The sequence below is a fragment of the Micromonospora sp. NPDC049679 genome (genome assembly GCF_040659735.1).
GTDB lineage: Bacteria > Actinomycetota > Actinomycetes > Mycobacteriales > Micromonosporaceae > Micromonospora_I.
The window spans coordinates 13,669-33,032 of sequence record NZ_JBFANZ010000004.1 but is presented as its reverse complement, the minus strand read 5'-3'; the positions used below and the strand labels follow the sequence as shown (position 1 = coordinate 33,032).

16 protein-coding genes and 2 pseudogenes are annotated in these 19,364 nt (G+C 70.6%); 13 read left to right on the top strand and 5 right to left on the bottom strand.

Annotated features, from left to right (window positions below):
• Window positions 1-4 precede the first annotated feature (4 nt).
• The 7 genes from AB0J06_RS04250 (at window position 5) to AB0J06_RS04220 (ending at window position 9,442) form a co-directional block, all read left to right on the top strand.
• Window positions 5-388, top strand: coding sequence for a response regulator transcription factor (locus AB0J06_RS04250; protein ID WP_357424458.1), 384 nt, complete (start codon window positions 5-7; stop codon window positions 386-388).
• A gap of 411 nt (window positions 389-799) precedes the next feature.
• Window positions 800-2,320: a S8 family peptidase gene (locus tag AB0J06_RS04245; protein ID WP_357424456.1), complete on the top strand. Its 1,521-nt coding sequence runs from the start codon at window positions 800-802 to the stop codon at window positions 2,318-2,320.
• Between the two features lie 70 nt (window positions 2,321-2,390).
• A complete protein-coding gene (locus AB0J06_RS04240; protein WP_357424454.1) occupies window positions 2,391-4,604 on the top strand; it encodes an ATP-binding protein in 2,214 nt (737 codons plus the stop codon).
• Between the two features lie 20 nt (window positions 4,605-4,624).
• A complete protein-coding gene (locus tag AB0J06_RS04235) occupies window positions 4,625-5,821 on the top strand; it encodes an HD domain-containing phosphohydrolase (RefSeq protein WP_357424452.1) in 1,197 nt (398 codons plus the stop codon).
• Between the two features lie 166 nt (window positions 5,822-5,987).
• Window positions 5,988-7,037: a hypothetical protein gene (locus tag AB0J06_RS04230; RefSeq protein ID WP_357424450.1), complete on the top strand. Its 1,050-nt coding sequence runs from the start codon at window positions 5,988-5,990 to the stop codon at window positions 7,035-7,037.
• A 123-nt stretch (window positions 7,038-7,160) separates the two neighbouring features.
• On the top strand, window positions 7,161-7,799 hold the full coding sequence (locus AB0J06_RS04225; protein WP_357424448.1) for a TetR/AcrR family transcriptional regulator: 639 nt from the start codon (window positions 7,161-7,163) through the stop codon (window positions 7,797-7,799).
• Window positions 7,796-9,442 carry an acyl-CoA dehydrogenase family protein gene (locus tag AB0J06_RS04220; protein ID WP_357424446.1) on the top strand — a complete coding sequence of 549 codons (1,647 nt, stop codon included), beginning with the start codon at window positions 7,796-7,798 and terminating at the stop codon, window positions 9,440-9,442. Before AB0J06_RS04225 ends, AB0J06_RS04220 begins: the two co-directional genes overlap by 4 nt.
• 156 nt (window positions 9,443-9,598) lie before the next feature.
• Here the strand turns inward: AB0J06_RS04220 and AB0J06_RS04215 are convergent.
• The 3 genes and pseudogenes from AB0J06_RS04215 to AB0J06_RS04205 all read right to left on the bottom strand — a co-directional run.
• A pseudogene (locus tag AB0J06_RS04215) lies at window positions 9,599-10,168 on the bottom strand (branched-chain amino acid ABC transporter permease); the annotation flags it as partial.
• 1 nt (window position 10,169) lies between these two features.
• A pseudogene (locus tag AB0J06_RS04210) lies at window positions 10,170-10,319 on the bottom strand (ATP-binding cassette domain-containing protein); the annotation flags it as partial.
• Window positions 10,320-10,601: 282 nt separating this feature from the next.
• On the bottom strand, window positions 10,602-11,339 hold the full coding sequence (locus tag AB0J06_RS04205) for a D-Ala-D-Ala carboxypeptidase family metallohydrolase (protein ID WP_357424444.1): 738 nt from the start codon (window positions 11,337-11,339) through the stop codon (window positions 10,602-10,604).
• Window positions 11,340-11,629: 290 nt separating this feature from the next.
• Here AB0J06_RS04205 and AB0J06_RS04200 point away from each other — a divergent pair, with 290 nt between their 5' ends.
• Together AB0J06_RS04200 and AB0J06_RS04195 are read left to right on the top strand one after the other, a co-directional pair.
• A complete protein-coding gene (locus AB0J06_RS04200) occupies window positions 11,630-11,938 on the top strand; it encodes a YchJ family metal-binding protein (protein WP_357424740.1) in 309 nt (102 codons plus the stop codon).
• Between the two features lie 179 nt (window positions 11,939-12,117).
• Window positions 12,118-13,026, top strand: coding sequence for a helix-hairpin-helix domain-containing protein (locus AB0J06_RS04195; protein ID WP_357424442.1), 909 nt, complete (start codon window positions 12,118-12,120; stop codon window positions 13,024-13,026).
• A gap of 116 nt (window positions 13,027-13,142) precedes the next feature.
• Here the strand turns inward: AB0J06_RS04195 and AB0J06_RS04190 are convergent, their stop codons facing one another.
• Together AB0J06_RS04190 and AB0J06_RS04185 are read right to left on the bottom strand one after the other, a co-directional pair.
• Window positions 13,143-14,252, bottom strand: a complete 1,110-nt coding sequence (locus AB0J06_RS04190) for an aminotransferase class V-fold PLP-dependent enzyme (RefSeq protein WP_357424440.1) — start codon at window positions 14,250-14,252, stop codon at window positions 13,143-13,145.
• An 11-nt stretch (window positions 14,253-14,263) separates the two neighbouring features.
• Complete coding sequence (locus AB0J06_RS04185) at window positions 14,264-14,692, bottom strand: RidA family protein (protein ID WP_357424438.1); 429 nt, start codon at window positions 14,690-14,692, stop codon at window positions 14,264-14,266.
• Between the two features lie 291 nt (window positions 14,693-14,983).
• On the opposite strand from AB0J06_RS04185, the gene AB0J06_RS04180 reads away from it, so the two are divergent.
• From AB0J06_RS04180 to AB0J06_RS04165, 4 genes are read left to right on the top strand one after another with little or no spacing between them, the layout of a single operon-like run.
• Window positions 14,984-15,901 carry a thiamine pyrophosphate-dependent dehydrogenase E1 component subunit alpha gene (locus AB0J06_RS04180; protein ID WP_357424738.1) on the top strand — a complete coding sequence of 306 codons (918 nt, stop codon included), beginning with the start codon at window positions 14,984-14,986 and terminating at the stop codon, window positions 15,899-15,901.
• Complete coding sequence (locus AB0J06_RS04175) at window positions 15,894-16,907, top strand: transketolase C-terminal domain-containing protein (protein WP_357424436.1); 1,014 nt, start codon at window positions 15,894-15,896, stop codon at window positions 16,905-16,907. Before AB0J06_RS04180 ends, AB0J06_RS04175 begins: the two co-directional genes overlap by 8 nt.
• A gap of 1 nt (window position 16,908) precedes the next feature.
• Complete coding sequence (locus tag AB0J06_RS04170; RefSeq protein WP_357424433.1) at window positions 16,909-18,072, top strand: ABC transporter ATP-binding protein; 1,164 nt, start codon at window positions 16,909-16,911, stop codon at window positions 18,070-18,072.
• Window positions 18,073-18,105: 33 nt separating this feature from the next.
• Window positions 18,106-19,302: a CoA transferase gene (locus AB0J06_RS04165; RefSeq protein WP_357424431.1), complete on the top strand. Its 1,197-nt coding sequence runs from the start codon at window positions 18,106-18,108 to the stop codon at window positions 19,300-19,302.
• Window positions 19,303-19,364 lie beyond the last annotated feature (62 nt).

Below are 19,364 nucleotides of genomic sequence, written 5' to 3'. Positions count from 1 at the left end.
CGTCATGGCGCAGATCCTGGTAGTTGACGACGACCCCGCGATCCGTCAGTTACTCACGGACGTGTTGGAGATGGAGGGGCATGAGGTGCGGGTGGCGGTGGACGGCCTCGCGGCTGTACGCGCGTTGGAGGCGTTCCGGCCGGACTGCGTGGTGCTCGACGTGATGATGCCGGGCCTCGATGGCTACGGCGTGCTGCGCAGCATCCGCGAGCAGGACGGTGACCCGGTCCCGGTCATCATGCTCACCGCGGCGGCCGAGCCGGACTCCGCCGTGCGGGCGTGGGCGGACGGTGTCGATTACTACCTGGCGAAGCCCTTCGGCGCGGACGAGGTGCTCAACCTCATCGACGGGGTGCTCGAGTACCGCCTACCGACCGTGGAGGCGTGAGCCGCGGACGAAGGCGCGGCGTAACGCGGCTCCGCGAGTCTGGTGACCCGCCGGCGCACCCACGGACAGCACCCGGTGATCTGGTCATGATCCGAATACCACGTACTTCGCTAAGACCGGTGCCAGCCACGCCGATGATCTCACTACGAGTCCGATTCGGGACTACTGACGACGGCGAGGTGAGTACCGGAGATGGGATTGAACCTGACAGCCGCGGCCGTTGGGAGCGCGTCGACGCGCTTCCGGCGGGTCGCGCTGGTGGCCACCGCTGCTACGGCAGTCGTGGCAACCGCGCTGCCGGCCGCTGCGGGGACGAGTAACGACACGCCCACGCGGGCGTGGCAGGACGTTGTGGTGACCGGTTCGGGCGCGGACGACGCGGCCAGGGCAGTCACGGCCGCAGGGGGTCGCGTGTTGGCGTCCCTGCCCGTGGTACGCGGCGTCGCCGCGCGACTGCCGCAGGGAGCCGAACTCGGCGCGGACTGGGTCGTGGCGCCGCAGCGGGAGCTGCGGGTGGCATCAGCGCCCGCCTCGGTCACGAACGGCCCGGTGTCCACGTTGCGCGAGACCCTCGGCCTGCCGGCCGACGGGAACGAGGGGCGGGGTGTCACCGTGGCCGTGGTGGACACGGGCATTGCCGACGTGCCGGACCTCGCCGCGCGGGTGTCCCGTCGCGTCGACGTGACCGGTACGGGGGCCGGTGACGGGTTCGGCCACGGCACCTTCATGGCCGGGCTGATCGCCGGCTCCGGCGCCGCCTCCGGCGGTGCCTACCGGGGCGTCGCGCCGGCGGCGAAGCTCATCGACGTGAAGGTCGCGGACGCCCGGGGCGAAACCGACCTCATCACGGTGCTCCGCGGCCTGCAGTGGGTCAGCGAGCACTCGCGTGAGGTGCAGGTGCTCAACCTGTCGCTCTCGTCGAACAGCCCGTTGCCGTACCAGATCGACCCGCTGACCCAGGCGCTCGAGGCGCTGTGGCGTCACGGCGTCACGGTCGTTGTGCCGTCGGGCAACGACGGACCGGACAAGGGCTCGGTGACCTCCCCGGGGAGTGACCCGGTGCTGCTGACCGCGGGGGGCCTCGACGAGTCCGGCACGGCCGACCGGCGGGACGACGTGGTCGCCGCGTGGTCGGGTCGCGGACCGACCTGGCAGGGCGACGCCAAGCCGGATCTCGTCGCGCCGGGGGGACACCTGGTGAGCCTGCGCTCTCCCGGCAGCGTGGCCGACACCGACAACCCGCAGGCGCGGATCGGAAACGACTACTTCCGTGGCTCCGGTAGCTCGATGGCGACGGCTGTGACCAGCGGTGTCGTCGCGCGCACGCTCGCGGTGCAGCCGAAGCTGCGCCCGGACGCGGTGAAGAACCTGCTCACCACAACCGCCTACACCGCGCCGGGGCTCACCCGCGCCGGTGGGGCCGGTGCGGGTGCCCTCGACGCCGGACGCGCGCTGAGCTCCGCCCCGACATGGCGCATGTCACGGTCGGAAGCGCAGTTCGACCGGGACACGGCCGCCATCGGCCGCGACGCGAAGCGCTGGATGGCGCTGGAACAGGCGATCGTCAACGGTGACCGCGCCGGCGCGGCGGCGGCCTGGCAGAAGCTGAGCGCGGGCTCCCGTGACTGGGCCGCGCGGGCCTGGGTGCAGCTCGACCCGGAGACCCGGGACTGGGCGGCACGGGCCTGGGTGACCGAGGGCTGGGGCGGCGGTGGCGACGGTACGGCCGAGGAGTGGGCCGCCCGCGCCTGGGTCGCCCGGGCGTGGGTCGCTCGTGCCTGGGTGTCCGAGGACTGGTCCGCTCGTGCCTGGGTCAAGGACGAGTGGGCGGCGCGGGCCTGGGTGGCCCGAGCGTGGGTCACCAACGACTGGGCCGCGCGGGCCTGGGTCTCCGGTACGTGGAGCGCTCGCGCGTGGACGTGGCAGCCGTAAGGTGAGTGCGAACGCGTCGTCAGCCGACCGCCGGGGCAATGCCCCGGCGGTCGGCGCCGTGCGTGCCTGGGTGAGTGATCCGATGCACCGGATCATCGCCGGAGTCTGCCTTCTCGGCGCCGCCCTGGCCACCGGTGTCGTGTTGTGGTTCCCCGAGCCGCACGGCGTGCTGGACGCGCACGAGCTGGGCGGCTGGTGGCTGCTGCCGGGACTCGTCGTCCTGACGTGTGTCGCCGAGATGACCGTCGTCCGGTTGCGTCACGGGGAGGCCGAAGAGGAGCTCAGCCTCTACGAGGCGGCCGTCGTCGTCGATGTGCTGCTGTTGCCGGCCAGCCACGCACTGATCGCCGCCGCGTTGGGGCTTGTGATCGCCAGCGCCCTTCGTCGGCGGCCACTGCTGAAGTCCGTGTTCAACCTCGGGACCTATACGGCGGCCGTCTCGGTCCTGGTGGGCGTCGTCCACGTGGTCGGCGGCAATGCGGGGACCCTGTCCGCCCGGGTGCTGGCCGGTGTACTTCTGGGCACCTTGATGTTCACGGCCGTCAATCTGGGCTGCCTGGCCCAGGTTCTCGCCAGGGTGAACCGCGAATCCCCGTGGCAGATCGTCCGGTCGGAGGCACGGCTCTCCGGGTACATGGCCGTCGGGACGGTCGCCACCGGACTGATTACCGCTGAGATCGGCCTGCATGCCCCGCTGTTGCTGCCCTTCATGGCGATGCCCGCGCTCGCCGTGACCTATGCGTACCGCGCCGCGGCGCAGGAGGCGGACGAGCGTGCCCGGTCGGCCTGCCTGCTCCGGCTCTCCCACGTCCTCGCGGAGCGCGAGGACGTCGTACGGCAGTTCCTGCTCCTCGTCCGCGAGGCGTTCAACGCGGATCTCGCCGTGGTCATGCTCGACGGGGGAGCCCTTGCGCTCTCCGTGGACTCCGCGGCGCCGCGGGAGCTCTCCACCGGACCGGCCCCGCATTACCTCGTGCGCCTTGGTGATGTCGACCGTCCGACACTGCTCTCCCAGACGCTGGAGCCGGACATCCGGCAGATGCTCGTCGTTCCGCTGGACGCCGGGGGCCGCCGTTTCGGCATCGCCGCGCTCGTCATGCGGGAGCGGCGGCGGGGGCGGTTGACGACGCGTGACCTCACGGTGCTGGCGCCGCTCGCCAACGCGCTCGCGGCGGCCATGGCCGGAGCGGAGCACCTGGACCGGCTGATCGCCGAGACGAGCAAGCTGCAGGCGATCGCCGAGCAGTCCACTGAGGGGATTCTCATGGTGGACGGCGACGGCGCGGTGCAGATGTGGAGCCGCGCGTTCGCAGAGCTCACCGAAATCACCAGCGAGGAGGCGTCCGGCCGGAGGCTGGCCGGGTTGCTGGACGTGCCGGACGCCGAGGAACGCGATTGCCTGCTGCCGGTGACGGCGGACCGTCCGCAGGCCGCCGTCGAGATCACGATTCGGCGCCCCGACGGGGAACTGCGGCGGCTGCGGCTGGCGCATTCGGCGGTCTTCGCGGGCGACAGCCTCGTGCGCGACGTCGTGGTCGTCCGTGACCTCACCCGGGAGCATCGCACGGAGCGGCTCAAGTCCGACTTCATCGCGACCGTCTCCCACGAGCTGCGTACACCGCTGACGCCGATCGTCGGCTACCTCGATCTTCTGCGTACCCGCGGTGACCGGATGACGCCCCAGAAGCGCAACGACTGCCTCAATCTCATGGCCGACCGCGCGGCGCATCTCTCCCGGCTCGTCGAGGATCTGTTGATGGCGTCCCGCGTCGGCGACGCGGAGGATGACCTGGCGCTGCACGTCTCCGTCGGCGTGCATGATCTGGCCGGGATCGTCCGTCAGGTCGTCCACGACCTCGACACACCACGGATCACGGTCGATCTCCCGGACAATTCCGTGCCCGCCCGGTGCGACGCCGAGCGGGCGCTGCAGGTGGCCGCGAATCTGATCGGCAACGCGCTGAAGTACTCCCCGGAGACCGAAGAGGTGCGGGTCAGCATGCGGATCGAGGACGACCGGGTGCACGTCGAGGTGGCGGACCACGGACGGGGCATCCCGAGCGATCAGTTGCAGAAGGTCTTCGAGAAATTCCATCGCGTCGAGGACCCCATGACCATGAGCACCAGCGGCACCGGGCTTGGCCTGTTCATCGCACGCCGGCTGGCGCAGTCGATGGGCGGCGACATCGGCGTCACCTCGACCCTGAACGTGGGTTCCGTCTTCACGCTCACCCTGCAACGCGCCGACGTTTCCCGATCCAATCCGGAACCGCTCGGACGCTAAGCCCCGGGCATGTACGGCCGATGAAGAAGACAACCCGCAGCACCGAACTGCACGCGGCTCAGCAGGAACAGGAAACGTCGATGACGGCCCGCCCCCGAATTCTCTGTCTGGACGACGAGCCATACGTCCTGAACGGACTTCAGCGGTACCTGCGTGTGAACTACGACGTCGTGACGACGACGCGACCGCAGGAAGCGCTCGAGTTGCTCGCCGGTAACGACAAGGATCCGATCGCGGTGATCCTGTCGGACATGCGGATGCCGGAGATGACGGGCGTCACCGTGCTGGAGCGCGCCGAGCGGATCTCTCCCGACACGACCCGATTGCTGCTGACCGGTGATGCGGACCTGAACAGCGCCATGGCGGCGATCAACGAAGGCCACGTCTTCCGGTTCATGCTCAAGCCCTGCCCGCCGGAGACCCTGAAGGCAACCATTGGCGCGGCCGCCGAGCAGCACCGGCTTGTACGGGCCGAGCGGGAACTGCTCGAGGCCACGCTCAAGGGCTGCGTCAACGCGCTGATGGACACGCTCAGCATGGCGCAGCCCGCCCTTTTCAGTCGGGCCGGCCGACTGCGTCGCCTAGCGGAAGGGCTCTGCGCCAAGCTCGGGGTCGCGGACGCGTGGCAGATCGAGATGGCGGCGCAGATGGGGGAGATCGGCGCCATCACACTGCCGCCCTCGGCGATCAGCGCCCTGGAAGGGGGGAAACCCGCCAGCGACGGCGAAGCGGAGATGCTGGCGCGACTCCCCGGCCTGGCCGACGGTGTGCTCGCGCGGATCCCGCGCCTGGAGGCCGTACGCGAGATCGTCCGCCACCAGCTGCCCACCGACCGCAACCCCGTGAGCCCGCTGGCCGATGACGCTCCGGAGGGTGCGCGGCTGCTGCAGGCGGTGCGCGAGTATGACGCGCTCGTGTGGCGCGGCATGCCGCCGGACCTCGCGGTGGCCACCTTGTCGTTCCGCAAGACCCACGACTTGGAGACACTGCGCGCCCTCGCCGAGGTTGGCGGGCTGCGCCTGCCGAACCAGGCGGTACGCGAGATCGGGGTCGACGACCTGGCCCCCGGGGACGAGCTGGCGGACGACCTGTACAGCGCCAAGGGCGTCCTGCTCGTGGCACGAGGCCAGGTCATCACCGAGCGGCTGCTCATCCGGGTGCAGAACTACGACATGACCACCGGCCTGCAGGGGCGCATCCTCGTTGTCGATCTGTAGGGCGTCCTCGACCGGGTGTACACCACCGCCGTCGGCACGGCCATTCGTCTGCACATGCTCCGGTAGCGGGCGCGGAACATCCGCAAACAGACCGACGCGAAACTGACCTGGCCCGTGGCCAGGCAGCGATTCATCAACGTCACAGTCTTCCTCGCGTCGTGGAACGATGGTCGTCGTGAGAGTCGGGCTGGCGCGAGCGGCGGCGGCTGAGTGGGTCATGCGGGAAGCCCGGCACGATGCCGGTTTCCGGGGTGCGTTCTTCTCGGGATCGACGACCTGGCTGGCGGACGACGTTGAGTTGCCGCCGGCATCCGATGTCGACGTCGTGGTGGTCACCGCGAATGAGGCTCCCCACAAGCTGGGGAAATTCGTCTACCGCGGCGTGCTGCTCGAGGTCACGTACCTGTCGTTCGACGAGTTCGTCTCGGCCGACGAGGTGCTGGGTTGCTACTACCTGGCCTCGAGCTTCCGCATCGACACGATCATCGACGACCCCACCGGACACCTGCGCCAGCTCACCGAGCGGATCTCCGGCAGCTTCGCCGAACGGGTGTGGGTACGCCGCAGGTGCGAAGACGCTGGACAGCGGATCGAGAGAGGGTTGCGGGCCATCGACGTGTCGGCGCCGTTCCATGACCAGGTGACGGCCTGGATGTTCCCGACGAGCGTGACCACCCAGGTCCTGCTCGTCGCCGCCCTGCGTAACCCCACCGTGCGCCTGCGGTATCTCGCGGTGCGTGGTGTCCTCGCCGACTACGGCCACGCCGATCTCTACCCGCAACTCCTGGACCTCCTGGGCTGCACGCGGATGACCCGCCAACGCGTGCGGTACCACCTGCGCGAACTCGCCCGGACGTTCGACGCCACCGCCGCGGTTGCCAGGACCCCGTTCTTCTTCAGCACCGACATCACCCCCGCGGCGCGGCCGATCGCGATCGACGGAAGTCATGAGCTCATCGACCGCGGCTGCCACCGCGAAGCCGTGTTCTGGATCGTGGCCACCTTTGCCCGCTGCCACAAGATTTTGGCGGCGGACGCCCCACCGGACCTGCGACAGCAACTGGGTCCGGCGTTCGAGGCAGTGGTCGCCGACCTCGGCATCACCTCGACCGAAGACCTCCTCAGCCGCGCCGCCGACGTCACGCGATTCCTGCCCAGCCTCTGGGCGACGACCGAGGCGATCCTGTCCGCCAACCCCGACGTCTCGGCTTCGTAGGCACAGTGCGGCCCGTGCGAGCCCGTCTCTCTTGCCTAAAGACCTGAACTGTGGTTCATTTCTTGCGCAGGCCGGTGGAGCTGTCGTCTGAACCGGTCGTGTCACAGGCTCGGAGGATTCGCGATGGTGTATCGGGAGACGGACCGCACCCGGAGCCGGGCCGCGCAGCGACGTGAGCGCCTGCTGGCTGCCGCGGAGTCGATCGTGTCGACCGACGGGTTCTCCACCGCCACCGTGGCGGCGGTCGCGAAAGCGGCCGGCGTCAGCACCGGCGCGGTCTACACCCACTTCCCGAGCAAGGCCGAGCTGCTCGCCGCGACCTTCCGCCGTGCCGCCGGCCGGGAGTTCGCCGCCGTGCAGGACGCCGTTGCCGCCGTGGACGACCGTCGGACCGATACCGCCCGGCGTCTCTCCGCGCTGGTCGAGGTCTTCACCCGCCGCGCGCTGCGCGGGCGCCGGTTGGCGTGGTCGCTCCTGGTCGAGCCGGTGGATCCGCTGGTCGAGGCCGAGCGCCTCACGTTCCGGATGAGCTATCGCGACCTTGTCGAGGGCATTCTGCGCGCCGGCATCAGCGGCGGCGAGGTGCCCGAGCAGGACCCGAAGCTCGCCGCCGCCGCGGTCGTCGGCGCGATCGGTGAGGCTCTCGTCGGCCCGCTGTCCCCGATCGCCGCCTACCCGACGCCGGAGGCCGTGACCGACCCGCTGCGCGCCATCTGTCTACGCGCGGTAGGGATCGCCGTTGTCAACGAGGGGTCGAGATGAACACGCACGAGGTCATCAACCAGCCGCCGGTCCGGGTGGGAATCGACGAGTACGACGCGAACGCTCCGCTGCGTGAGGCGGTGCACACGTACGGCGCTTCGTACGCCGAGGAGGAGCTGCACGAGATCGGCCGGCTGGTCGGCTCCGAGCAGTACCAGGGCTGGGCGGAGGCGGCCAACACGAAGAAGCCGGTGCTGCACACGCATGACCGGTACGGCCACCGGATCGACGAGGTGACCTACGACCCGGCCTACCACGAGATCATCTCCCGCAGCATGGCGTACGGGGCGCACACCGGACCGTGGGCTGAGCCCCGGGCGGCGGCCCACGTGGCGCGCGCAGCGGCGTTCTTCCTGTTCAACCAGGTCGAGCCGGGCCACTGCTGTCCGATCTCGATGACCTACTCGGCCCTGCCCAGCCTTCGGCAGCAGCCGGAGATCGCCGCGCAGTGGGAGCGGCCCCTCACCGGGCGCGGCTACGACCCACGCCTCTCGCCCGCCGCGGAGAAGCCGGGCGTGCTGTTCGGCATGGCGATGACCGAGAAGCAGGGCGGATCCGACGTACGGGCCAACACCACCCGGGCCGAACCCGTCGGCGCCGGCGGTCCGGGCGGGGAGTATCTGCTCACCGGTCACAAGTGGTTCTGCTCGGCCCCGATGTCCGACGCTTTTCTCGTGCTCGCCCAGACCGGCACGGTCGGTCTGTCGTGCTTCCTGCTGCCTCGCGTCCTGCCCGACGGCACCCGCAACCGGTTCCGTATCCAGCGGCTGAAGGACAAGCTCGGCAACCAGTCCAACGCGTCGTCGGAGATCGAACTCGACGGCGCGTGGGCGCAGATGGTGGGGGAGCCGGGCCGAGGGGTGCGGACCATCATCGAAATGGTCAGCCATACCCGGCTGGACTGCGTCATCGGTACGGCGGGCGGGATGCGGCAGTCGGTAACCGAGGCGGTCTGGCACGCCCAGCACCGCAATGTCTTCGGCGCCCGGTTGGTCGACCAGCCGGTGATGACCTCGGTCCTCGCCGACCTGGCGTTGGAGTCCGAGGCCGCGACCGCGACGGCGATGCGCCTGGCGCGGGCCCACGAGGCCGAGGCCGACGAGCAGGAGCAGGCGTTCCGGCGGCTGGCGACCCCGGTGAGCAAGTACTGGGTCTGCAAGCGCGGCCCGAACCACGCCTACGAGGCGATGGAGTGCCTCGGCGGAAACGGCTACACGGAAGGCTTCCCCCTTGCCCGCCGCTATCGTGAGGCGCCGCTGCTGGCGATCTGGGAGGGCTCCGGCAACGTCATCGCCCTCGACGTGCTGCGCGCGATCTCCCGCGAGCCCGCCGTGATCGAGGCGTTCCTCGCGGAGGTCAACCAGGCCGCAGGTGTCTCGGAGCTGCTCGACGCCCATGTCAAGGAGGTCACCTCGACGCTCGCATCGGTCCGGGCCGAGCCGGATCTCGCGCAGGCTCGCCGTCTCACCGAGCGGCTCGCGCTGGCCCTGCAGGCGTCACTGCTCATCCGGCATGCCCCGGCCGAGGTCTCGGACGCGTTCGTCGGCGCCCGGCTCGGTCCGGACCGGTCGTACGAGTACGGGACGCTGCCCGCCGGCACCGACGTCGGCAAGATCGTGAAGCGGCAGGCCGCCGAGGCGTGACGCACCGCTCGGTCCGGAGGGAGCGGGCAACGCGTACCCCTTCGACCCTCGTGCTGCCCGGTGCCGACTCGACCGCCGCTGCCGCGCAGCGGGCCGCCGTCGGGCAGCGCGTCTTCGCCCGGAGCACGGCGGTCCGACGACGCGCACCGGGCGCGGTCATCTCCGGCGGCGCGCCGCCATCCACCGGTTGGCCAGCGCGGCGACGGTGCCCCACAGGCCGCGCCGGAAGAGCAGCACGACGAGCACGAAGATGCCGCCGGTGACCAGGCCGACGGCCTCGAACCCGGAGAACGAGAGCCAGTCCTCGAGGCGGATCAGCACGGCGGCGCCGAGCAGGCCGCCCCAGAGCGTGCCGATGCCACCGAGCACGACGACGATGACGGCCTTGCCGGAGGTCGTCCAGTGCAGCACGTCCAGCGAGACGAACCGGTGCGCGACGGCGAAGAGGCCGCCGCCCAGGCCGGCGAGGAACGCCGAGAGGACGAACGCGATCAGCTTGTAGCGGTGCACCGGGTAGCCCAGGGCCCGGGCGCGCGCCGGATTGTCGCGGATGCCGACCAGGACCCGCCCGAACGGTGAGTGCACGATCCGCCAGGCGGCGAAGAGCCCGGCCAGCACCAAGGGGAGGCAGGCGTAGTAGAAGTAGTAGTCGTCCGACAGGTCGACGCCGGCCAACTCGCGCGGCACGCCCTGCAGGCCGTTCTCCCCGCCGGTGATCGAGCTCCAAGGTGGTCTTGCCGGCGCCGTTGGGACCGACCAGCGCGTGCACGCTCCCCGCCACGACATCGAGGTCGACCTCGTTGACAGCCCGGAAGCCCCGGAAGCCCCGGAAGTCACGGGTCAGCCCCCGAACCGACAGGAGCGCTTGGCCGGCCATCGCCATCCTCCGCAGGGGTTCCGTGGCGACGGCGTATCAGTCGGGTGACGGGGGTCACACATCGTCGCGTTGCCGGGAAACCTACGGCGGTCGACGGAGGTGAGCCATGGCCGTGAGCCACACATTCATGTCACATCGAACGGGCTCGAACTACATGCCTTCCGTGCCGTTCGTCTGTCCGAAATGGTCGGTGGTCTCGGCTGGCACGACAGGGCCATCCGGACTGACCACTGCTGGTGCCGAAGCGGGTCGGTCAGCTTCGGCACCAGTGGACCAGAGTGGTCAGATTCCGCAGGAGCTGGCCGACCAGGTACGGCTCGACTTGTGCGCGACGTGGGTGTGGTCGCTGTGGCCCGGATAGCCGGGGCCGAGGATCTCGTTCCAGCCGTGGTTGCGGGCCTGCTGGGCCAACTTGCACAGCGAGTGGGGGCTGACGCCGAGGTCGACGGCGTCCCCGTAGAGGTGGCGGCTGGTCGCCGAGCCGCCGGCCGCGTTGTTGCAGGCGTGGCTGCGGAAGGCGCTGGTCACCCGGATCGGCTGGTCACCCAGCGCATGCCGCATCGCCTGCAACTTCCACATGTTGACCAGCGCGTTCGCCCGCGCGGTGGCCGCCGAGACGGCGCCGCCGGACCAGTCCGAGTTACAGTCGTTGAACTCGGCGTAGCTGAAGTTGACCGGGGTGCAGTCGTCGTCCTGCAGCGCGTAGAGCTTGTTGAACGTCTGCGGCCCGGCGACGCCGTCCGCGGAGAGGCCGTAGGCCTGCTGGAACCGGGTGACCGCAGCCTTCGTGCCGGGGCCGAAGGCGCTGTCGAGGGCGAGGACGCCCCCGTAGCCGGGGTAGCCGGCGACGCGGATCTGCAACTCCCGGACATCCGCCCCGGACATCCCTTCCGACAGCGTGCGTCCCCAGGTGTAACAGCCGTCGGCGGACGCGGGGCTTGCGGTGGTGACCGCGCCGACGAGGCTCGCGGTCGCGGCGAGCATGAGCGCGGCGACAAGTCTTCCGGTACGTCTGAGCATTGGACCTCCACTCGACGGGAAACTGGCGTATCGATGAGGCTGACTTAAAGTCAGGTTCATGTCAATATCTGCCGACGTGACAACACCTGTCGGAGGTATCTTTCGGTTTCGTCGCCCGTGGCTACCAGGCCCGCGGCCAGTTCGGGCACAATGTCGTAATGGCCAGACGCAGCGCGCCCCGCACGCCGCCGCTCGATTCCGCCTCACCCTGTCCGTGCGGGACCGGCGAGCCCTACGGTGGCTGCTGCGGGCGCTTCCACCGCGCGGAAGCATCGGCGCCGACGGCGGAACTGCTCATGCGCTCACGCTTCAGCGCGTTCGCCGTCACCGATGCCGCCTATCTCCTCCGGACATGGCACTCAACGACAAGACCGTCGCACATCCGGTTCGACCCGGAACAGCGCTGGCTGCGACTCGACATCATCGGTACGACCGGCGGTGGGATGCTGGCAGCCGACGGGACCGTGGAGTTCCGCGCGCACTACAGCGAGCACGGACGGGTGGGCGTGATGCACGAGCACAGCCGGTTCGTGCGTCACGACGGGCTCTGGCTCTACGTGGGCCCGATCCTGCCGCTGCGACCGTCGAGCGGAGCCTGAAACCGCGGTCGTCTCCGCCACCGGTCACGGCGAAATCCGCCACGGCAGTGACCTCCTGATCTCCCGCCGCGTCCCGGGGCGCGCCGCGGGATCGTGGTCACTTCGTCGTGCGCACCCGACCTGTGCGAAGCTGCCGCGAGATTCTTTCGCGCTTCCGCGCGCTATTCAGGAGGTTTGCCGTGTCGTTGTCGTGGTCCGCGGGGCATACGTTGATATGCGTTCTGGCCGTGCTGCTCGGGCTGCTGCTCGGCTGGTTGCTGTGGGGGAGGAACCCGCGCACGACGAGCACGGGCGCGTACCGGGCGGTGGACTACGCCCCGGGTCTCGCACCCGCCGGGGGAGTGACCGCCACCGCGCCGGTCGAGCCTGCTGCGCGTGCGGAGTCACCCGCTGATGCTCCCGTCGCGAGCACGCCAGCCCCGGCCGACACGGCCGGCACCGACGAGGAGCGGTCGTCCGTCACGTCTCCGGCTGACGACGTCGACGCGGGCTCCCGCCGGCCCGAGGCCGCGCCGGTGCAGAAGGCGGCGCCCGCTTCCGATGTGACCCTGGTCGAGGTGCCGGCCTTCGGTGCCTCAGCGGTGCCGGAGGCCACGCCCGCCGCGGCGGCCGTTGTGGATTCCCCGGCGCCGCCCGTCGACACCCCGTCCGCGGCCACCCCGGTCGCGACGGAGGATGCGCCTGCCGCTGACGTGGACGCCGGCGCGCCTGCCGCGACCACCGGCCGGGCAACACCCGCCGTGGTGGCCCAGGCGGCCGCCGTGAGCGGGAGCGATGTGCCGACTCCCGGGACCGCCGACGGACCGGGCACGGTTTCCGGGCGCGGCGACGACCTCCGGCGGATCGCGGGCATCGGCCCGAAGATCGTGCTGGCCTTGAACGGCGCGGGTATCCGCACGTACGCGCAGCTGGCCGCGACCGACGAGACGGCGCTGCGCGCGATCCTGCGGTCGGCCGGGCTGCGGCTCGCGCCGACCGTGGCGACGTGGCCGCAGCAGGCGCGCAACCTTGCCGACCGTGACGGCGACGCCGGCGTGGGGTCCGCGACGCCGCTCGGCGTCGAAGCCGGGGGCCAGGTCTCCTCCTGATCTACCAGCGGTCGTTGCGAGGCGCTCCGTAACCGGAGACTCTCGCCCTCCTGACCGCCGTGCCGAGCCGCCGCCGGTGCCCGCGCATCCCGCGGGCACCGGCGGCGGCCCTGTGCTCAGCCCAGCGCGCTGAGCACGGCCTCCAGATCGCGCTCGTGGTTGAAGTAATGGAAACCGACCCGCAGCCGGTTCTCCGTCATCGTCGCCTTCACCCGGCGCTCCCGCAGCCGCTCCCGCACGAGTCCAGGGTCGCGGACGTGGACGGCCGCGATCTGACTCGGCAGTCCGGATGCGACCGGCGTCGCGCCCCGTTTCTCCGCTCCCTCCAGGAAGGCCTGGGCGAGCGCGATCGAGTGCCGCTCCGTCTCCACCGGATCGAGCCGCAGGTGGATCCCGAGCGCCGCTTCCGCCCCGATCCACGAAAGCCAGGCCGGCGAGGTGTCGCATCGGGCCATCCCCGGGCCCGGCTCGAATCCCCCGCCGAAATAGCCGTGCGGCAGCGGCGTCGACTTCCAGCTCGGCAGCAACGGACGCAGCTCGCGCTGTCGGTCCTCCCGCACGACGAGCCAGGCGGCACCCCGCGGGCAGAACATCCACTTGTATCCGTGCACGGCCACGTAGTCGGGCCGGAGAGCGGCGAAATCAAGATGGAGCACACCGAGAGACTGTGACGCGTCGATGAACAGCCGCGCCCCGACCTGATCGGTCGCGGCGCGCAGCGCAGCCAGGTCGGCCCGGACGCCGTCGCGGGAGAGGACCTCGCTGACGGCGAGCAGAACCGTTCCCTCGCCGCACGCGGCGACGAGATCCTCGGTCCGGACCGCGCCGTCACGAGCGGTCACCCGAACGACGTCGTGCGTCGCCGGGTCGAGCTGCAGCCAGGGGAACAGGTTGCTGCGGAACTCCTCATCCGACACGACGATCCGCCCGGGCGGCAGGCTGCGGGCCACCGTGGTCGCGCCCTCGGCGACCGAGCCCATCAGCGCGACGGCATCCGGATCGACGCCGACGTACCGGGCGAAGAGCGTCCGTACGTCCTGAGGGGTGTGGTCCCAGGCGAGCCAGTCGAAGTCGCCGGCGAGCCAGGCGTCGAGCGTGGCGCTCAGGACGTCGCCGACGGGGCGGGCCAGCGGCGGGCTGCCGGGGGTGTCGAGCCACGCGTAGCTCTCCAGCGCGGGGAAGAGCGCGCGGAACGCGGGGGCGTCGAGACAGCGGTCGGTTGTCACGTCTGCCGCCCCTACTTCCGCTCGTCGCTCTCCGGCACCGCGACGATCGCCTCCATCTCGACGGCGAGGTCGGGCGCGGCGAGCGCGGCGACGACCGCGAGCGAGTGGCCCGGCCAGCGTCCGTCCGGGTACCAGCGGGCAAACACCTCATCACGCGCGGCGGCGAAGCCGGCCAGGTGCTCGGTGCCGGCGACGAACGTCAGCAGCTTGACCACCTCCGCCGGGGTGACGCCCAGGTGCGTGAGGAGCGCCTCCAGGTTCGCGAAGACCTGTCGGGTCTGTTCGACGGCCCCCGGTCCGGCGAGGGCGCCGTCGGCGAGGTTGCCCACCTGTCCGGAGACGAAGACCAGCCGGTGTCCGGCGGGGGCCTGCGCCAGATGGCTGTACTTGCCGATCGGCGGCGCGATTTCAGTCGGATTCCAGCGGCGTACGGCGCTCAACGTCGGTCCCCTCGGTTCTGTTCTGTGATGCGGTCAGGGGCCAGCCTGCCTGTTCAAACGCGGAGTGAGCGGCATAACATCACGGAAATTTTAAATAGCCGGAATTCCGGTTCCAGAAACTGGCACAGTCCCGCGGTATCGCGGTTTCGTCTGCTCAACAGGACAGAGAGCCTGCCGACCACGCGTACTGCGGCCACGAAACGCCGTCGCGGTGGCCTTTGACGACCAGAAGGAGAGCGCGTGCGAGACCGAGTTCAGGACGTCGACGAACTCGCGCGTCACCTGGCGACCATGTTGCGGATCCGTTTCTTCGAAGAGGAGATCCGGCGGCTGCGCGCCGAGGGCGCCGTAGTCGGGTCCGTGCACCTCTGCAACGGCCAGGAGGCCATCTACGTCGGCACCTGCGCCGCGCTTGACCTGCCGACGGACGTGGTGTTCCCGACCTACCGGGGCCATGGCTGGGCGATCGCGTGCGGCGCGTCCCTGGACGCGATGTTCGGTGAACTTCTCGGTCGCACCAGTGGGCTCAATGGTGGCCGCGGGGGCTCGGCCTACCTTTCCGATCCGGAGCACGGAATGTATGGAGAGAATTCGATTGTCGGCGCCGGCGCGCCGATTGCCACCGGTGCCGCTTTGGCGTCCACATTCGACGGCTCCGGCCGGGTCGCGGTGGCGGCGTTCGGTGACGGCGCCGTCAACCAGGGCTCGGTTCACGAGGCGATGAACTTCGCGTCGATCCGCCGGCTCCCGGTTCTTTTCGTCATCGAAAACAATCGCTATTCGGAACTCACTCCGACCGCCGCGATGGTGACCTCGGACCGGCTTTTCAAACGTAGTTCGGCCTATGGCATCCCGGGCGTGCGGATCGACGGTAACGACGTCGCCATCGTGCGCGACACGGTCGCGGAGGCCGCCCGACGCGCCCGGGCGGGCGACGGCCCGGTCGTCATCGAGGCGATGACCGAGCGCATCGTGGGCCACTACATCGGCGACGTCGAAAGCTACCGGGAACCGGGCGAACTGGACCGCGCCCTGGAGCAGGAGCCGATCGTCCGGCTCTCCCGCGTCCTTGAATCCGCCGGCATGACCGGCGACGAGCTGGACGCCCTGCGGGACAAGGTCCGCGCGGAGGTCGCCGACGCCTCCGCCCGCGCACTCGAGGCCCCGCTCGCCGACCCTTCGACCGTCATGGAGCACCTGTATGCCTGAGGAGACCCGCAAGCTCACCTACGCGCAGGCCGCCAACGAGGCCCTGCGTCGCGCCCTGGCGGAGATTCCCGAGACGCTTCTCTTCGGAGAGGACATCGCCATCCCCGGTGGGGTCTTCGGGGTCACCAAGGGGCTGCAGAAGTCCTTCGGTGACCGCGTCTTCGACACCCCCATCTCGGAATCGGCGATCCTGGGCGGCGCCATCGGGGCCGCGCTGGTCGGCCGCCGCCCGATCGTCGAGATCATGTGGGTGGACTTCAGCCTGGTGGCGCTCGACCAGATCGTGAACCAGGCCGCGAACGTCCGCTATGTCTCGCAGGGCAAGCTGACCGCGCCGATCACGATCCGCACCCAGCAGGGCGCGGGGCCGGGGTCATGCGCGCAGCACTCGCAGAGTCTGGAGACGTTCTTCGCGCACGTGCCGGGGCTGCAGGCATGCATGCCGGCCACCGCGCAGGACGCCTACGACCTGCTGACCGCCGCTATCCACTCCGACGACCCGACGATCGTCATCGAGAACCGCAACCTCTACCACGGTGAAAAGGCCGAGGTGCGGCTCGGCGCGGCGCCCGGACCCGTCGGCGGCGCGGCCGTCCGCCGGCCGGGCGACGACGTCACCCTCGTGACCTGGGGAGCGATGCTGCACCGCGCGCTCGAAGCCGCCGACGAGTTGGCCGCCCAGGGGGTCTCGGTCGAGGTGCTCGACATGCGCTGGCTGCGCCCGCTGGACACCGACGCCGTCAAGCGCAGCGTCGCGAAGACGGGCCGGCTCGTCGTGGCGCACGAGGCCCACCGCTTCATGGGCGTCGGCGCCGAGGTCGTCACGTCGGTCGTGGAGTCCGGTGTCCCCCTGGTGGCCCCGCCGGTACGCGTCGGCGCTCCCGACGTCCGCATCCCCGCGGCGCCGACCCTGCAGGCCGCGGTGATCCCGTCGGCGTCGGTCATCGTCGACGCCGTCCGGCGCACCGTCCAGCCCGTCGCCACCCTCGTCCAGCAGGGGGTGTGAGATGACCGCTGCCGGACGCGTCGAGCTGCGCCGCGTGACGAAGATCTTCCCCTCCACGGAGGCGCCCGCGGTCGACGCCGTCGACCTCGACATCGCGCCCGGGGAGTTCATGACGCTCCTCGGTCCCAGCGGCTCGGGGAAGAGCACGACTCTCAACATGATCGCCGGGTTCGAGCGCCTCACCTCCGGCGAGATCCTTGTCGGAGGCAGCGACGTCGCGGCTCTGCCGGCGTACAAGCGCAACCTCGGCATGGTCTTCCAGCAGTACGCGCTCTTCCCGCACATGACCGTCGCGGGCAACGTCGCCTTTCCGCTGCAGCGCCGGAAGGTGGACAAGCGCGAGATCGCACGGCGGGTCCACGAGGTGCTGGAGATGGTGGGCCTCGTCGACCTCGCCGAGCGCATGCCGCGTCAGCTCTCGGGCGGGCAGCAGCAGCGGGTCGCCCTCGCCCGCGCCGTCGTCTTCAACCCACCCGTGCTGTTGATGGACGAACCGCTCGGCGCTCTCGACAAGAAGCTGCGCGAGCAGCTCCAGGGCGAGATCGCGCGGATGCACCGGGAGCTGGGCCTGACGTTCATCTTCGTCACCCACGACCAGGAGGAGGCGCTGGCCCTCTCCGACCGGATCGCCGTCTTCAACAACGGCCGCATCGAGCAGGTGGGAACGGCGAGCGAGCTCTACGAGACGCCGGTGTCGCTCTTCGTCGCCGACTTCCTGGGTGACTCGAACATCTTCCGGGGCGTGGTTCGCGAGCGCGCCGGCGGTCGGGTGCTGATCGGCGACGGGTACGAGTTGACCGTCGCCGGCTCCGGTGACGTGGCGAACGGCGTCCCCGGCGCCCTCGTCGTCCGCCCCGAGCGGGTGCGGGTCGCCCTGCCCGACTCGTCGGCGGGAAGCGGCGTGAACGCCCTGGCCGCCACGGTGCAGGACGTGGTCTACCGGGGCTCCCACCGCAAGGTGCTGCTCCGGTGCGACGTCGGGGTGACCGCCTCGAGCCTGGAACAGATGGGCGCGGAATCCCCGGTGACCATCGGCGACCGCGTGCTGGTCACCTGGGACGTCGACGCCGGGGCCGTGGTGCCGGTGGCGCGACCGGCCGCCGGTGGCGAGCCCGTGGAGCAGCCGGAGCCCAGCCGTTCGGGCGAACCCGCCGTCGCCGGCTGACCCGGCGAACCGACCAAGAGAGGAGTAGTGCCGATGAGTCACCTCCCGATGCCGCTCGAGGGTGTCAAGGTCCTCGACCTGAGCCGGTGGATCGCGGGGCCGGTCTGCTCGATGCTCCTCGCCGACATGGGCGCGGACGTCATCAAGGTCGAGCGTCCGGGCGGGGAGGACGCACGCGTCCTCGAACCCCGACTCGGCGACGAGAGCGCGTACGTGCTGCACTACCACCGCAACAAGCGGGGCGTCACGGTGAACACCCGTGACGCGGAGGGCGTCGCGATCCTCCGCCGGCTCGTCGCCTGGGCCGACGTCCTGGTCGAGAACTACCGCCCCGGCACCCTCGACGCGATGGGACTCGGCCCCGCAGAGTTGGAGGAGCTCAACCCGCGGCTGGTCGTCACGTCGATCTCCGGCTTCGGCCAGACCGGGCCGTGGCGGCACCGGCCGCTGTTCAATCCCATCGCCGAGGCGATGTCCGGCTTGATGAGTCGGGCTGGCAGCGCGGAGACGGGTCCGTTGATCAGCGGCAACTTCACCGCCGACCACACCGCCGGGCTGTACGCCGCGTTCGCGACCGTCGTGGCGCTGCACAGCCGCACCCGTACCGGGCTGGGACAGCACGCGGACGTATCGCTCTTCGACTCGATCTTCTCGCTCGTCGGCTACCCGGTGACGGCAGCGCTCAACAACGTGCCCGTCCCACCCCCGGCCGGTAACCGCGATCCGGTGACCGCTCCGGGCAACATCTTCGCCACCGCCGACCAGCGCTACGTCTACATCGATGCCGCCACGACCGGGCTCTTCCGGGCGCTCGCCGACGCCATGGGCGCCCCGCAACTCGGCACCGACCCGCGCTTCCTCACCCAGGCGGACCGGATGGCCAACGTGGTCGAACTCGAGGCGCTGATCGAGAAATGGACGCGGGGCATGACGTTGGACGAACTCTGCGACGTGCTCGACCGCGCCGACGTGCCGAGCGGGCCGGTCTGCTCGGTGGAGGAGGCGTGCGAGAACCCGCAGCTGCGGGCCCGGGACATGATCGTCAGCCTCCCCTCCGGCGAGCACGGCGAACTGCGTCTGCCCGGCGTCCCGGTCAAGCTCTCGCGGACCCCGGGACAGGTGCGCCGTCGGCCGCCCGCGGTCGGTGAGCACACGGTCGAGGTACTCGTCGACGTCTGCGGCTTCACCGACGACGAAATCGCCGCGCTCAGGGAACGGGGCGCCGTCTAGCCCGGCACGCACCGGTGATCCGACTGCTGCGCAACACCGATGCGGTGGCCCCCGCCGCCGTA

Bases quoted from the DNA above. Each gene is read 5' to 3' on its own strand.
- AB0J06_RS04205 (WP_357424444.1), bottom strand. From the start codon at position 11,339: ATGCTCAGACGTACCGGAAGACTTGTCGCCGCGCTCATGCTCGCCGCG.
- AB0J06_RS04180 (WP_357424738.1), top strand. From the start codon at position 14,984: ATGTTGCGGATCCGTTTCTTCGAAGAGGAGATCCGGCGGCTGCGCGCC.
- AB0J06_RS04235 (WP_357424452.1), top strand. From the start codon at position 4,625: ATGAAGAAGACAACCCGCAGCACCGAACTGCACGCGGCTCAGCAGGAA.
- AB0J06_RS04230 (WP_357424450.1), top strand. From the start codon at position 5,988: ATGGTCGTCGTGAGAGTCGGGCTGGCGCGAGCGGCGGCGGCTGAGTGG.
- AB0J06_RS04225 (WP_357424448.1), top strand. From the start codon at position 7,161: ATGGTGTATCGGGAGACGGACCGCACCCGGAGCCGGGCCGCGCAGCGA.
- AB0J06_RS04220 (WP_357424446.1), top strand. From the start codon at position 7,796: ATGAACACGCACGAGGTCATCAACCAGCCGCCGGTCCGGGTGGGAATC.
- AB0J06_RS04250 (WP_357424458.1), top strand. From the start codon at position 5: ATGGCGCAGATCCTGGTAGTTGACGACGACCCCGCGATCCGTCAGTTA.
- AB0J06_RS04175 (WP_357424436.1), top strand. From the start codon at position 15,894: ATGCCTGAGGAGACCCGCAAGCTCACCTACGCGCAGGCCGCCAACGAG.
- AB0J06_RS04165 (WP_357424431.1), top strand. From the start codon at position 18,106: ATGAGTCACCTCCCGATGCCGCTCGAGGGTGTCAAGGTCCTCGACCTG.
- AB0J06_RS04170 (WP_357424433.1), top strand. From the start codon at position 16,909: ATGACCGCTGCCGGACGCGTCGAGCTGCGCCGCGTGACGAAGATCTTC.